This is a genomic window from Lelliottia sp. EB106-05-01-XG201, assembly GCF_058791735.1.
The window spans coordinates 3,273,108-3,286,745 of sequence record NZ_JBYTDV010000001.1 but is presented as its reverse complement, the minus strand read 5'-3'; the positions used below and the strand labels follow the sequence as shown (position 1 = coordinate 3,286,745).

13 protein-coding genes are annotated in these 13,638 nt (G+C 59.3%); 6 read left to right on the top strand and 7 right to left on the bottom strand.

The window, feature by feature from the left end:
- Positions 1-197 precede the first annotated feature (197 nt).
- The 7 genes from speFL to kdpF all read right to left on the bottom strand — a co-directional run bounded on the left by speFL (position 198) and on the right by kdpF (position 8,368).
- Complete coding sequence (gene speFL, locus AC3WS9_RS15450) at positions 198-302, bottom strand: leader peptide SpeFL (protein ID WP_106875989.1); 105 nt, start codon at positions 300-302, stop codon at positions 198-200.
- A 279-nt stretch (positions 303-581) separates the two neighbouring features.
- Entirely contained in the window at positions 582-1,259 is a 678-nt protein-coding gene (kdpE, locus tag AC3WS9_RS15445) for a two-component system response regulator KdpE (RefSeq protein ID WP_282494117.1), read from the bottom strand.
- Positions 1,256-3,943, bottom strand: coding sequence for a two-component system sensor histidine kinase KdpD (kdpD, locus tag AC3WS9_RS15440; protein ID WP_492489178.1), 2,688 nt, complete (start codon positions 3,941-3,943; stop codon positions 1,256-1,258). The genes kdpE and kdpD overlap by 4 nt, the downstream gene beginning before the upstream one ends.
- Positions 3,944-4,519, bottom strand: coding sequence for a potassium-transporting ATPase subunit KdpC (gene kdpC, locus AC3WS9_RS15435; RefSeq protein WP_492489176.1), 576 nt, complete (start codon positions 4,517-4,519; stop codon positions 3,944-3,946).
- 12 nt (positions 4,520-4,531) lie between these two features.
- Positions 4,532-6,580, bottom strand: a complete 2,049-nt coding sequence (gene kdpB, locus AC3WS9_RS15430) for a potassium-transporting ATPase subunit KdpB (protein WP_285146600.1) — start codon at positions 6,578-6,580, stop codon at positions 4,532-4,534.
- 19 nt (positions 6,581-6,599) lie between these two features.
- On the bottom strand, positions 6,600-8,279 hold the full coding sequence (gene kdpA, locus AC3WS9_RS15425; protein WP_492489174.1) for a potassium-transporting ATPase subunit KdpA: 1,680 nt from the start codon (positions 8,277-8,279) through the stop codon (positions 6,600-6,602).
- Positions 8,279-8,368, bottom strand: coding sequence for a K(+)-transporting ATPase subunit F (kdpF, locus tag AC3WS9_RS15420; protein ID WP_003858638.1), 90 nt, complete (start codon positions 8,366-8,368; stop codon positions 8,279-8,281). The genes kdpA and kdpF overlap by 1 nt, the downstream gene beginning before the upstream one ends.
- Positions 8,369-8,677: 309 nt before the next feature.
- Here kdpF and AC3WS9_RS15415 point away from each other — a divergent pair, with 309 nt between their 5' ends.
- The 6 genes from AC3WS9_RS15415 (at position 8,678) to pxpA (ending at position 13,600) form a co-directional block, all read left to right on the top strand.
- The gene (locus AC3WS9_RS15415; protein ID WP_282494112.1) at positions 8,678-8,884 is read left to right on the top strand and encodes a YbfA family protein; all 207 of its coding nucleotides are present in this window, start codon (positions 8,678-8,680) and stop codon (positions 8,882-8,884) included.
- Positions 8,885-9,112: 228 nt separating this feature from the next.
- Complete coding sequence (gene phrB / locus AC3WS9_RS15410; protein WP_492489172.1) at positions 9,113-10,525, top strand: deoxyribodipyrimidine photo-lyase; 1,413 nt, start codon at positions 9,113-9,115, stop codon at positions 10,523-10,525.
- Positions 10,526-10,535: 10 nt separating this feature from the next.
- On the top strand, positions 10,536-11,279 hold the full coding sequence (locus tag AC3WS9_RS15405) for a type 2 GTP cyclohydrolase I (RefSeq protein WP_492490340.1): 744 nt from the start codon (positions 10,536-10,538) through the stop codon (positions 11,277-11,279).
- A 14-nt stretch (positions 11,280-11,293) separates the two neighbouring features.
- Positions 11,294-11,950, top strand: a complete 657-nt coding sequence (pxpB, locus tag AC3WS9_RS15400) for a 5-oxoprolinase subunit PxpB (protein WP_492489170.1) — start codon at positions 11,294-11,296, stop codon at positions 11,948-11,950.
- Complete coding sequence (pxpC, locus tag AC3WS9_RS15395) at positions 11,944-12,876, top strand: 5-oxoprolinase subunit PxpC (RefSeq protein ID WP_492489169.1); 933 nt, start codon at positions 11,944-11,946, stop codon at positions 12,874-12,876. The genes pxpB and pxpC overlap by 7 nt, the downstream gene beginning before the upstream one ends.
- Positions 12,866-13,600 (top strand): 5-oxoprolinase subunit PxpA, encoded by a 735-nt coding sequence (pxpA, locus tag AC3WS9_RS15390; protein ID WP_492490339.1) that lies wholly within the window; start codon positions 12,866-12,868, stop codon positions 13,598-13,600. Before pxpC ends, pxpA begins: the two co-directional genes overlap by 11 nt.
- The last annotated feature ends 38 nt before the right edge of the window (positions 13,601-13,638 follow it).

The window sequence follows — 13,638 nt, the reverse complement described above, 5'->3', positions numbered from 1 at the left end:
AATATTCCGGAAAAAAAAGCAAAGAGGGGCCGCTGATAAAAAATCAGTTCATTGCTTTTAGATGAGTTAAATCCCAGGCCGTCCGGTGACGGAATAGACAGGATTTAAGGAAAAGGAGCGCAGCGCCCACAGGCAAGTGCCTGTAAGTCAGGATTTTTCAGGATAACCTGTAAGCAGACGCGCCCTGGGTCGAAGGACTACCGGGCGTTGAAGAAATGAAAATCAAAGCTGTTGCGGTGGGCGAACATCATAATATGCGTTGTTCGCCTGATATGAGGCATTAAACGATTATTGTTTTCCATGAGTATTTTTCCTTTCAGTAATTGAAAGCACGGCCATTTTATCCAGGAAAGGGCGGTAAACCGTGAAGAAGATCACCAATAACCGATCAAATCAGAAATAAATATTCGTTTTGCGTGAATAGCGCAGTGCATAACGCTGCTTTGTATTAATAATGTTAATGCAATGTATTTTAGGTGTGTTTATTTATTTTAAGGCGATCATATACCAGGAGCGACTTAATAAATGAACGCGTAAAAGGAGAGTATATTATTTGAGTTGAGTTAATTCTGAATAAATATTCAAAGCATAAAGCGATAACCGATACCGGTTTCAGTTAATAAATGGCGGGGGCGTGCGGGGTCCATCTCTAATTTTTGACGAAGGTGGCCCATATATATGCGTAAATAGTGACTATGCTCGACGGCATTTGGTCCCCAGACCTGGTTCAGCAGCTGGCGCTGCGTCAGCACTTTGCCGTGGTTGTTGAGCAGTACCGCCAGCAGGCGAAACTCAATCGGAGTGAGGTGGATCTCTTCCGTGCCGCGCAAAATGCGGCGCGCGGGCAGGTCGACCTGAATATCGGAAAAGGTATACACCGGATCGGACGGGGTCGTGGCGCTGTGGCGGCGCAGGGCCACGCGCAGTCGCGCCTGAAGTTCGCCTATCCCAAAGGGTTTGCTGAGATAGTCATCGGCCCCGGCGTCCAGCGCCGCAATCTTGTCCGTCTCTTCGGCGCGCGCCGAGAGCACGATGATCGGCATCTGACTCCACTGGCGCACTTCGCGGATAAAATCGAGACCGTCGCCGTCCGGCAGGCCTAAATCGAGGATCACCAGATCGGGTTTGCGGGTGGCCGCTTCGATCAGGCCGCGCTGTAATGTCCCGGCGTCATACACGCGCAAGCCGTCTCCCTCCAGCGCGGCGCGCAGGAAACGGCTAATGGCGAGTTCATCTTCAACAATCAGGACGTTAATCACAAATCCTCTGGTAATTCATCAAGTTCTGGCGGGGCATCCAGCGGAAGTGTAACACAAAAACAGGCCCCGCCTTCCGGGCGGTTGTGGGCGGTGATGCTCCCGCCGTGCACGTCGACAATCGCCTGGCAGATCGCCAGCCCCAGCCCGACGCCGGGGATTGCCGACTCCTTATTCCCGCGCGCAAACTTCTCAAATATCGCCGCTTCCTGACCCGCCGGAATGCCCGGCCCGTCGTCCCACACCTCCAGACGCAGCGCCTGATGGGCGACGCCCGCCGTTAAGCCAATTTCCGCTTTCACTCCCGCGTATTTCGCCGCGTTTTCCAGGAGATTGATCAGCACCCGCTCAAACAGCGGCCCGTCGACATGAATAAGCGTAAGCGGCTCCGGCATATTGAGGGTGATATGACGTCCACCCAGCCCCGGTTCGAGCATTTTCAACGCGCTGCCGACCACCTCTTCCAGCGTCAGCCACTCTTTTTTCAGGTTAAACCCGCCGGACTGAATGCGCGCCATGTCGAGCAAATTATTCACCAGCCGGGTGGTGTTCAGGACGTGCTGGCGAATTTCGCTGGCCTGCGGGGCGTGCGGGGAGTTCTCCGCCGCCAGATCCAGCGTCAGGATCTCCGACTGGCCAAACAGCACCGTCAGCGGGGTACGCAGATCGTGGGACAGGGCCGCCAGCAGGGAGTTTCGAATGCTTTCGCGTTCGCTCGCGAGCCGCGCCTGCTCTTCGCTGGTGGTCAACGCCAGACGTTCCAGAGCGCTGGCGACCAGCAGGGTAAAGGTTTCGAGCAGACGCTGCTGTTCCGGGATCATCAGTTGGCGCAGATTCGACGGCTCGACAATCACCAGCCCGAGCGTTTTGTCGGCGCTGCGCAGGGGCAGAATCAGATAGGGCACGCCGGGCAGGGTGTCGGTTCCGGCACCGGCAGGCAGACCTTTGTCGAAACTCCAGCGGGCGATGGCTTCATCCCACGGCGTCATGCCGTTGGCGGAGGTCAACGGCCGCAGTTTGCCGTGCTCATCCGGAAGCAAAATCAGGCTGTTCGCCTGGAAGGTGGAGCGAATAAACTGCTCGCTGGTCTGGACGATATCCAGCGGTGTGCGCCCAACCGCCAGCGATTTCGACATCTCATACAGATGACGCGTGCGCTGTTCACGATAGCGGGCGATGCGCGCCTGATAGCGCACCCCGGCGGTGAGATTCCCGATCACCAGCCCCACGGTGAGCATCACGGCAAATGTCAGAATGTACTGCACATCCGAGACGGCCAGCGTCCCGCGCGGGGCGATGAAAAAGAGGTCAAAGCTGGCGACGTTAATGACGGTGGCGAGCACCGACGGCCAGCGCCCGTACAGCAGCGCAACGACCACCACGCCGAGCAGGTAGATCATCACCAGGTTGGCCGCGTCAAAGGCAATCAGCCACTGGCTGGCGACAATAGTGATCAGGGCGCAGAGCACCGTCGCGACCAGACAGCCTCTGAGCTGGATGCGCCATTTATCGCCAAAGGTGCGCGCGTCCGGCGCGCGACCGGGCAGGGGAGCCGGTTTTTCATCGAGGGCGACAATCACCAAATCCAGATCCGGCGCGCGTTTCGCCAGTTTGTCGGCAAAAGATTCCCGGCTAAACCAGCGGCGGTTCTGACGGCGGCCGATGACGATTTTGCCAAGATTGTGCTCCCGGGCGTAGCGCAGAATCGCTTTATCTTCGGCCGGATCGGAGAGGGTGGCGGTTTCCGCCCCCAGCTCCTGGGCAAGGCGCAGGGCGCTGAGGATCGCGCGCCGCTGATTCTCTGGCAGGGCGTGCAGGTGCGGGGTTTCCACATAAACCGCATGCCAGGCGCTGCCGAATTTTGCCGCCAGCCGCGCGGCGGTGCGGACCAGCTTTTCGTTGCCGCTGTTATGCCCGATGCACAGCAAAATCGAATCGCGGGTATGCCAGACGCGATCCTGCCCCTGACGGTCACGCCAGGCGCGCATCTGATCGTCCACCCGGTCGGCGGTGCGGCGCAGGGCCAGCTCGCGCAGGGCGATCAGGTTTCCTTTGCGGAAGAAATGCTCGATGGCGCGTTCGGCCTGACCGGCGATATAGACTTTACCTTCGTGCAGGCGCTGGCGCAGATCGTCCGGGGGAAGATCGACCAGCACCACCTCATCGGCGGAATCAAAAAAGGGATCGGGGACGGTTTCGCGCACCTGAATTCCGGTTACGCCGCTGACCACGTCGTTCAGGCTTTCCAGATGCTGGACGTTAACGGTGGTAAAGACGTCGATGCCCGCTTCCAGCAGCTCTTCGACATCCTGCCAGCGCTTGGGGTGGCGCGAGCCTGGCGCGTTGCTGTGCGCCAGTTCGTCCATCAGAATCAGCGCCGGGCGGCGGGCGAGGGCGGCGTCGAGATCAAACTCGGTCACCAGGCGGCTGCGATGGTTGATGCGGCGGGCGGGCTGTGTCGCCAGCCCCTCCAGCAGCGCCGCCGTCTCTTTGCGCCCATGGGTTTCGACCACCCCTATCAGAATATCCAGCCCCTGGGCCCGTAAACGCTGCGCTTCCGTCAGCATGGCGTAGGTTTTCCCGACGCCCGCACAGGCGCCGAAAAACACTTTGAGTTTGCCGCGATGTGCCTCAACGGTTTGTTCAAGCAGCCTGTCCGGATTCGGACGCAGGGGCTCGTCGGTCATTTAGTTTTTCCTTAGCGCGTCCAGCGCCATATTCAGCTCAACAATGTTTACGACCGGCATCCCAATAAAACTCACCAGCGGTTTTTGCGTGTGCTCGGCGACCAGTTTGCTCACCTGGTCGGTAGTCAGCCCGCGTGCGGTAGCGACGCGCGGAATTTGCCACGCCACGGCCGCGGGCGTCAGGCTGTAATCCAGGCCGCTGGCGGAAGCGGTGACCAGCTCAACCGGCACCGTTGGATTCGCCTGCGGATTGGCGGCGCGCAGGGCGCTGATGCGTTCGCTCACGGCTTTATCCAGCTCAGGATTGCTTCCGGCCAGATTGCTGCCCCCCGATGCCATCGGATTATACGGGCTTTCGGCGGTGGCGGAAGGACGCCCCTGAAAGTAGCCCGCGTCGGTAAAGTTCTGCCCAATCAGGCGCGAACCGCGACTCTCGCCGTTTTGCAGGATCAGCGAACCGTTGGCCTGATCTTTAAACCACCACTGGCCCAGCGCGGTAGTCACCAGCGGGTAAAGCCCGCCGGTCATCAGGGAGAGCAGAATAAACAGAAGTATAGCGGGACGTAACATAGTCATTTGATTTCTCTCTTAAACCAGCCCGAACAGGGTCAGTAACAGGTCGATAAGTTTGATCCCGATAAAAGGCACCACCAATCCGCCAAGACCGTAAATCCACAGGTTGCGGCGCAGCATGGCGGCAGCGGTCAGCGGTTTATAGCTCACCCCTTTCAGCGCCAGCGGGATCAGGAAGACGATAATCAGGGCGTTGAAAATCACGGCGCTGAGGATCGCCGACGCGGGCGAGTGCAGGTGCATCACGTTCAGGGCGTTAAGCTGCGGATAGGTGGCCGCAAACGCCGCCGGAATAATGGCGAAGTATTTCGCCACGTCGTTGGCGATACTGAAGGTGGTGAGCGAGCCGCGGGTCATCAGCATCTGTTTCCCGATGTGCACCACCTCGATCAGCTTGGTCGGGTTAGAGTCCAGATCGACCATGTTGCCCGCTTCTTTTGCGGCCTGGGTCCCGGAGTTCATCGCCACCGCCACATCAGCCTGGGCCAGCGCCGGGGCGTCGTTGGTGCCGTCCCCGGTCATCGCCACCAGACGGCCTTCGGCCTGGTACTGACGGATCAGCGCCAGTTTCGCTTCCGGCGTCGCTTCCGAGAGGAAATCGTCCACACCGGCTTCGGCGGCGATGGCTGCGGCGGTCAGACGGTTATCCCCGGTGATCATCACCGTTTTGATCCCCATTTTACGCAGCTGGGCAAAACGCTCTTTGATGCCGCCTTTGACGATATCTTTCAGGGCGATCACCCCGAGCACGTTCGCCCCTTCGGCGACCACCAGCGGCGTAGCCCCCTGGCGCGCCACGCTTTCCACCAGCTGATCGACCTGCGGCGGGAAGTGACCGTTGTTGGCCTCGATGTGGCGACGAATGGCGTCCACCGAGCCTTTACGGATCATGCGGTCCTGGATGTTAATCCCGCTCATCCGCGTCTGGGCCGTGAAGGGCACAAAGGTAGCGTGCAGGCTTTGCACGTCGCGCTGACGCAGGTTAAAGCGCTGTTTCGCCAGAATCACGATGCTGCGGCCTTCCGGTGTTTCATCGGCCAGCGACGAGAGTTGCGCCGCGTCGGCCAGGGTTTTCTCATCCACGCCTGGCGCAGGCAGGAAATCCGACGCCTGACGGTTGCCCAGCGTAATGGTCCCGGTTTTATCCAGCAGCAGCACGTCCACGTCGCCCGCTGCTTCGACCGCACGACCGCTGGTGGCGATGACGTTCGCGCCGAGCATCCGGCTCATCCCGGCCACGCCAATCGCCGACAGCAGGCCGCCGATAGTCGTCGGGATCAGGCAGACCAGCAGAGCCACCAGCACCGTGACGCTCACCGCCGTGCCGCCGTAGGCCGAGAACGGCCACAGGGTGGCGGTCGCCAGCAGGAAGACGATGGTCAGGGCTACCAGCAGAATGGTCAGCGCGATTTCGTTCGGCGTTTTACGACGCTGCGCGCCTTCGACCATGGCGATCATCCGGTCGAGGAAGGTTTCGCCAGGGTTAACGCTGCACTGGATCACCAGCCAGTCGGAGAGAATGCGCGTCCCGCCCGTGACCGAGGCAAAGTCACCGCCGGACTCGCGGATCACCGGGGCAGATTCCCCGGTGATGGCACTTTCGTCCACCGACGCACCGCCTTCGATCACCTCCCCGTCGCAGGGGATGATGTCACCGGCTTCCACCAGCACCACGTCCCCTTTACGCAGCTCATCGGCCGGGACGTGATCCATCTGCGCGCCGTATTTCGGCTCACGCAGTTTGCGGGCAAAAGCGGTCTTTTTGACCCCTTTCAGGCTGTTGGCCTGCGCCTTGCTGCGGCCTTCCGCCAGCGCTTCGGCAAAGTTGGCGAACAGCACGGTAAACCATAGCCAGAGGCTGATGGCACCGGTAAAGAGGGCATCGCCCGTCAGGTGTCCGGTGCTCATGGCGACGGCCAGCACAGTGGTGATCACGCTGCCAATCCAGACGATAAACATCACCGGGTTGTGCCACTGCACGCGCGGGCTGAGTTTTTTTACCGCATCCATCAACGCCTGGCGAACCAAGGCCGGTTCTAAGAGGGCCAGTTGTTTACGACTCATGACTGATATCTCCGCTCTGTTAGCGTAAAGAAAGATGTTCCGCGACCGGGCCTAACGCGAGGGCGGGGATAAAGGTCAGGGCACCGACCAGAAGGATGGTGCCAATCAGCAGGCCAATAAACAGCGCGCCGTGGGTTGGCAATGTCCCGGTCGACGTCGGCTGGATCTTTTTGCTCACCAGCGACCCGGCGATAGCCAGCACCGGCACGATGACCCCAAAGCGGCCGAAGAACATGCAGAACGCCAGCAGGCAGTTCCAGAACGGTGAGTTGGCGCTCAACCCGGCAAAGGCGCTGCCGTTGTTGTTGGCTGCAGACGAGACGGCGTACAGCACTTCACTAAAGCCGTGGATGCCAGGGTTGAAAATGCCGCTGCGCCCAGCTTCGGTCATCAGCGCCAGCGCGGTGCCGATCAGCACCAGAGCCGGTGTGACCAGGAGAGCGAGGGCGGTCAGTTTCATTTCGCGGACGTCGATTTTCTTGCCCAGATACTCCGGCGTGCGGCCAATCATCAGCCCGGCGATAAACACCGCCAGCAGAACGAACAGCAGCATGCCGTAGAGACCAGACCCGACGCCGCCGAAGACCACTTCGCCAATCTGCATCAGCCACAGGGGGATCATCCCGCCCAGTGCAGTGAAGGAGTCGTGCATCGCGTTCACCGCCCCGCAGGAGGCCGCCGTTGTGACGACCGCGTACAGGCTGCTGGCGAGAATGCCGAAGCGGCTCTCTTTGCCTTCCATATTGATGCTGCTGTCAGCGCCCAGCTGCAGGAAGTGGCTGTTACCGTGCCACTCCGCCCATATCACCAGCGCCGCGCAGACCACGAAGATAATCGACATCGCCCACAGCAAGGTGCGGCCCTGACGGCGATCGCTCACCACATCGCCGAACGCAAAACAGAGCGCGGCGGGGATCAGGAAGATCGCCAGCATTTGCACGAAATTGGTCAGCGCGGTCGGGTTTTCGAACGGATGCGAGGAGTTGGCGTTAAAGAAGCCGCCGCCGTTGGTGCCGAGCATTTTGATCGCCTCTTGCGACGCCACCGGACCCATCGGCAGCATCTGTTTCACCCCTTCAAGCGAAGTGTAAGACGAGTAGGGCAGGAGATTCTGCAACGTCCCTTGCTGAATAAAGAACAGGGCAATCAGCAGAGAAATCGGCAGCAGCACCCACAGGGTGATGCGTGTGAGATCGACCCAGGCGTTGCCGAGCGTGTTGATTTTTTGACGGGCAAAGGCGCGGGTCAGGGCGAAGATCACCGCGATACCGCTGGCGGCAGAGAGGAAGTTCTGCACCGTTAACCCGACCATCTGGCTGAAATAGCTCAGGGTGGTTTCCCCGGCATAGGACTGCCAGTTGGTGTTGCTGACAAAACTGACCGCGGTGTTGAGTGCCAGATGCCATGACAGGCCCGGAAGCTGCTGCGGGTTCAGCGGCAGGATGCCCTGCAGCATCAGCATCGCGAACAGGAACGCCAGCCCGACGATGTTCAGCAGCAAAATCGCCGTCAGATACTGACGCCAGTTCATCTCCTCAGTATTCACGCCCAGTATGCGCCATACCCCGTTTTCGACGCCGCCGACTACCGGCAGCGCGCCGCCGTTAATCATCCGCGCCAGCCAGCTTCCCAGCGGTCTTGCAAGCAAGAAAAGCACCAGCAGGAAGCTGGCAATCAGTAAAAATGCCTGGGCCACCATCAGAAGGCCTCCGCATTAATCAGGGCATAAATCAGATAGCCCAACAACAGGAACACCAGCACGATGCCAGCAATCAGACCTGCACTCACAATTCACCTCCGGGTGACTTTTGTCGTTGTGCAAAAGGTAGGATTTATGGCGCAAAGATTTCGCAAAAATCAGCGGGGTGGGTGTAAAAAAAGTATAAAAATGACAAGACCCTGATTTAACTAATGGTAAGTATCTTGTTAACTTTTATGTAACTTAATTACAGGCGGAATGTAAATATTCACTAAACGGATGAAAATAAGTGGTCGGATGAGTAGTAAAATTACAAACAAAGCGGTACTATTTTAGCCAGATAACCACTTTTGAATTTTCCGGATAACGTTTCCGGCCAAGCTATAGGGGAGAAAATCATGGACCTGTATAAAGAGTTTCCAGCACATGTTGTCTTTTTACGTCGCACCCTCGCCGTAGTGGCCGGGATAGTGGCGCTGCCAGTGATGTTGTTCTGGAAAGACCGTGCCCGTTTTTACAGCTATCTGCACCGCGTCTGGGCGAAAACCAGCGAGAAACCGGTATGGATGGATCAGGCCGAAAAAGCGACCTGCGATTTTTACTAAGATAAGACAAAGACTCACACAGCAATGTCGAACCGCCACAGAGATGTGGCGGTTTTTTTGTGTCTGTAGCTTACCTCACCCTATCTGAGCGAAGGTTACACTTGCTCCTGTAACATAACTTAAACATTATAGAGTGCGTCATCCCGCCGGTTTAGGGAGTGACGACGCGGTTTCGGCCTGCGGTCAGAAACGCTACGCTTAGGTTATGGACAATTATTCAGGAGTGTTATGACCACGCATCTGGTCTGGTTTCGCGCGGATCTGCGCCTTCATGACAACATCGCGCTCGCTGCCGCCTGCCGGTCGCAAAACGCCCGCGTGCTGGCCCTGTTTATCGCCACGCCCGAACAGTGGCGTGAGCACGGCATGGCGCCGCGACAGGCGGCGTATCTGCGCGCGCATCTTAATGAGCTGCAGCAAGGCCTGGCACAGAAGGGCATTCCGCTGATGTATGCCGAGGTGAACGACTTTGCCGCGCAGAGCGAAAAAGTTCAGCAAGTCTGCGACGAGCATGACGTCACCCATCTTTTTTACAACTACCAGTACGAATTCAACGAACAGCAGCGCGACCGGGAGCTGGAAAAACGGCTGGATACGGTCGTCTGTCAGGGCTTTGACGACAGCGTGATGTTGCCGCCTGGCAGCGTCATGACCGGCAGTCACGAGATGTATAAAGTCTTTACCCCGTTCAAAAACGCGTATCTGAAACGCCTGAAAGAGGGGCTGCCGGAGTGCGTCTCCGCCCCAGCGAGCCGCGGTGCTGCGCTGAGCGTTTCAGATGATCTCAACTTCGATTATCCCCAGGCCGATTTCGACCCGGACCACTTCCCCGCGACCGAAAAAGCCGCGATTGCGCAGCTGCGCCAGTTCTGCAAAGACCACGCCGCGGAGTATGAGGAACAGCGCGATTTCCCCGCCGTCGAAGGCACCAGCCGTTTATCGGCGTGCCTGGCGCTGGGCGTGCTTTCCCCGCGCCAGTGTCTGCATCGCCTGCTGGCGGAACAGCCACAGGCGCTGGACGGCGGCGCAGGTGCGGTGTGGCTCAACGAGCTGATCTGGCGCGAATTTTATCGTCATCTGATGACCTATCATCCTGATTTATGTAAACATCGCCCCTTCATCCGCTGGACGGATAAGGTGCAGTGGCAGCAGGATGACAAGCAACTACAGGCGTGGCAAAACGGTCAGACGGGCTATCCGATTGTCGATGCGGCGATGCGCCAGCTCAACGAAACGGGGTGGATGCACAACCGCCTGCGGATGATCGTCGCCAGCTTCCTGGTGAAAGACCTGCTGATCGACTGGCGCGCCGGGGAGCGATATTTTATTTCCCAGCTGATCGACGGCGATCTGGCGGCTAACAACGGCGGCTGGCAGTGGGCGGCCTCGACCGGAACCGACGCCGCACCTTATTTTCGGATATTTAACCCGACAACTCAGGGCCAACGATTTGACGCGACCGGCGAGTTTATCCGCCAGTGGCTGCCGGAGTTGACCGATGTGCCGGGCAAATCGATTCATGAACCCTGGGCGTGGGCGGATAAAACGGGCGAAACGCTCGATTATCCACGCCCGATTGTTGACCATAAACAGGCGCGAGTCGCCACACTGGCGGCCTATGAAGCCGCCCGCAAAGCGTAAGAGAGTGATGATGAAAAACAGCGAACTGGAAACCTTAATCAATGAAAAGCTGAACAGCGCCAGCTTCAGCGACTACGGTCCAAACGGCCTGCAGGTGGAAGGGCGTGAAACGGTGCAAAAGATTGTCACCGGCGTCACGGCAAGCCAGGCCTTGCTGGATGAAGCAGTGCGTCTGCAGGCAGATGCGGTGATCGTGCATCACGGTTATTTCTGGAAAAACGAAGCGCCGATTATTCGCGGTATGAAGCGCAACCGCCTGAAAACCCTGCTGGCGAACGATATCAACCTGTACGGCTGGCACCTGCCGCTGGATGCGCACCCGGAGCTGGGTAACAACGTCCAGCTCGCGCAGCTTCTCGGTATCACCGTGATGGGCGAAATCGAACCGCTGGTACCGTGGGGCGAACTCTCGATGCCGGTTCCTGGCCTGGAACTTGCTGCCTGGATTGAGGCGCGTCTGGGCCGTCGTCCGCTGTGGAGCGGTGACACCGGCCCGGATCTCGTGAAACGTGTGGCGTGGTGTACCGGCGGCGGTCAGGGCTTTATCGACAGTGCCGCGCGTTTTGGCGTCGACGCCTTTATTACCGGTGAAGTCTCCGAGCAGACCATTCACTCTGCCCGCGAGCAGGGTTTGCATTTCTACGCGGCGGGGCACCACGCCACTGAACGCGGTGGCATTCGCGCCCTGAGCGAATGGCTGACGGAAAATACCGATCTCGATGTGACCTTTATTGATATCCCTAATCCTGCCTGATGAGAGGTGCGTAAGTGCAGCGAGCGCGTTGTTATTTATTAGGCGAAACGGCGGTGGTGCTGGAGCTGGAACCTCCGGTCACGATCACCACGCAAAAAAGGATCTGGCGCTTAACTCAGCGGCTGGCCGAAATCCCGGAAGTGGTGGAAGCCATTCCGGGGATGAACAACATTACCGTGGTACTGCGCAATCCGCAGTCGGTGGCGCTGGACGCCATCGAGCGCTTACAACGCTGGTGGGAAGAGAGTGAGGCGCTGGAGCCAGAGTCGCGCTTTATCGAGATCCCGGTGGTGTACGGCAAAGAGGCGGGGCCGGATCTGGGCGAGGTCGCGCGCCACGCTGGGTTGTCGGAAAAACAGGTCGTTGAACTGCACGCCTCGGTGGACTACGTGGTGTGGTTCCTCGGTTTCCAGCCCGGTTTTCCCTATCTGGGCGGGCTACCGGAGAAGCTCCACACCCCGCGTCGCGGCGAGCCGCGCCTGCAGGTTCCGGCGGGATCTGTGGGTATCGGCGGGCAGCAAACCGGTATCTATCCACTCGCCTCACCGGGCGGCTGGCAGCTTATCGGCCTGACCCCGCTGGCGCTGTTTGATGCTCACCGCGAAGAGCCGGTGCTGTTGCGACCGGGCGATACCGTGCGGTTCGTGCCGCAGAAGGAGGGGGTATGTTGAAGGTCATTCGCGCGGGGTTATACACCTCGGTGCAGGACGGCGGTCGCACGGGGTTGCGTCAGTCCGGGATCAGCTACTGCGGTGCGCTGGATAAACCGGCGCTACAGATTGCCAACCTGCTGGTGGGCAACGAGGCCAATGCCGCGGCGCTGGAGATAACCCTCGGGCAGTGCAGTTTTGAATTTGCCCGCGACGGCTGGTTTGCCCTGACGGGCGCAGGCTGTGACGCGACGCTGGACGGCGCGGCGGTCTGGACCGGCTGGCGCTTGCAGGTGAAAGCCGGGCAGCGTCTGACGCTCCACCGCCCGCAGCACGGTATGCGCAGCTATCTGGCGGTCAGCGGAGGAATTGATGTCCCGCAGGTGATGAACTCTTACAGCACCGATCTCAAAACCGGTATTGGCGGCTTCGAAGGGCGACTGCTGAAGGATGGCGACAACCTGCCGCTGGGCGTACCGTCGCGTGAATTTGCCGAAGCCCAGGGCGTGAAACAACTGCTGTGGAGCAACCGGATTCGCGCCCTGCCGGGGCCGGAGTATCACGAATTTGATCAGGCCTCGCAGGATGCCTTCTGGCGTCTGCCGTGGCAGCTCAGCCCGCAGAGTAACCGCATGGGTTATCGACTGCAGGGCCAGCAGCTGGCACGTACCATGGATCGCGAACTGGTCTCACATGGCCTGCTGCCGGGGGTGATCCAGGTGCCGGGCAACGGTCAGCCGATTATCCTGATGAATGATGCCCAGACCACCGGCGGCTATCCGCGTATCGCCTGCATTATTGAGGCGGACATGTACCATCTGGCGCAAATCCCACTCGGGCAGCCGATCCATTTTGTGGCCTGTACGCTGGAAGAGGCGCTGGAGGCGCGGCGCGTGCAGAAGCAGTTCATCGAACAACTGGCATGGAGGTTGAATGATCGTCGTTGATTTAAATGCGGATCTGGGCGAAGGCTGCGGGAGTGACGCCGAGTTACTGACGCTGGTATCGTCGGCGAATATCGCCTGCGGATTTCACGCCGGAGATGCGCAGACCATGCGCGAGAGCGTGCGCGAGGCGTTAAAAAACGGCGTGGCGATTGGCGCGCATCCGAGCTTTCCCGACCGGGAGAACTTCGGGCGCACGGCCATGAACCTGCCGCCGGAGACGGTTTACGCCCAGATGCTGTACCAGATTGGTGCCCTGGCGGCGATTGCCCGCGCCGAAGGGGGGCAACTGCGTCACGTCAAGCCTCACGGGATGCTCTACAACCAGGCGGCAAAAGACGCGCAGCTGGCTGACGCGATTGCCCGCGCGGTGCATGACGTCGACAGCGGTTTGATTCTGGTCGGGCTGGCGGGAAGCGAACTGATCCGCGCCGGAGAGCGCTACGGGCTCACTACCCGCGAAGAGGTGTTTGCCGATCGCGGCTATCGCGCCGATGGCAGTCTGGTCCCGCGCAGCGAGCCGGGGGCGCTGATTGCCGATGAAGAGCAGGCGCTGGCGCAAACTCTGGAGATGGTCCAGCGCGGCCAGGTGAAAAGCATTACCGGCGAATGGGCCACCGTGCATGCGCAGACCGTTTGCCTGCACGGCGACGGGGAACACGCCCTGGCTTTCGCTCGTCGCTTGCGCAAAGAATTTGAGTTAAATAATATAAAAATCAGTGCATAACGCACAAAAGCAAACACAACATAACACTATACAACGAC

Coding starts and splice junctions, on each gene's coding strand:
- AC3WS9_RS15415 (WP_282494112.1), top strand. CDS start 8,678: ATGGACCTGTATAAAGAGTTTCCAGCACATGTTGTCTTTTTACGTCGC.
- speFL (WP_106875989.1), bottom strand. CDS start 302: ATGGAAAACAATAATCGTTTAATGCCTCATATCAGGCGAACAACGCAT.
- AC3WS9_RS15405 (WP_492490340.1), top strand. CDS start 10,536: ATGAAAAACAGCGAACTGGAAACCTTAATCAATGAAAAGCTGAACAGC.
- kdpC (WP_492489176.1), bottom strand. CDS start 4,519: ATGACTATGTTACGTCCCGCTATACTTCTGTTTATTCTGCTCTCCCTG.
- phrB (WP_492489172.1), top strand. CDS start 9,113: ATGACCACGCATCTGGTCTGGTTTCGCGCGGATCTGCGCCTTCATGAC.
- kdpA (WP_492489174.1), bottom strand. CDS start 8,279: ATGGTGGCCCAGGCATTTTTACTGATTGCCAGCTTCCTGCTGGTGCTT.
- pxpC (WP_492489169.1), top strand. CDS start 11,944: ATGTTGAAGGTCATTCGCGCGGGGTTATACACCTCGGTGCAGGACGGC.
- kdpB (WP_285146600.1), bottom strand. CDS start 6,580: ATGAGTCGTAAACAACTGGCCCTCTTAGAACCGGCCTTGGTTCGCCAG.
- kdpD (WP_492489178.1), bottom strand. CDS start 3,943: ATGACCGACGAGCCCCTGCGTCCGAATCCGGACAGGCTGCTTGAACAA.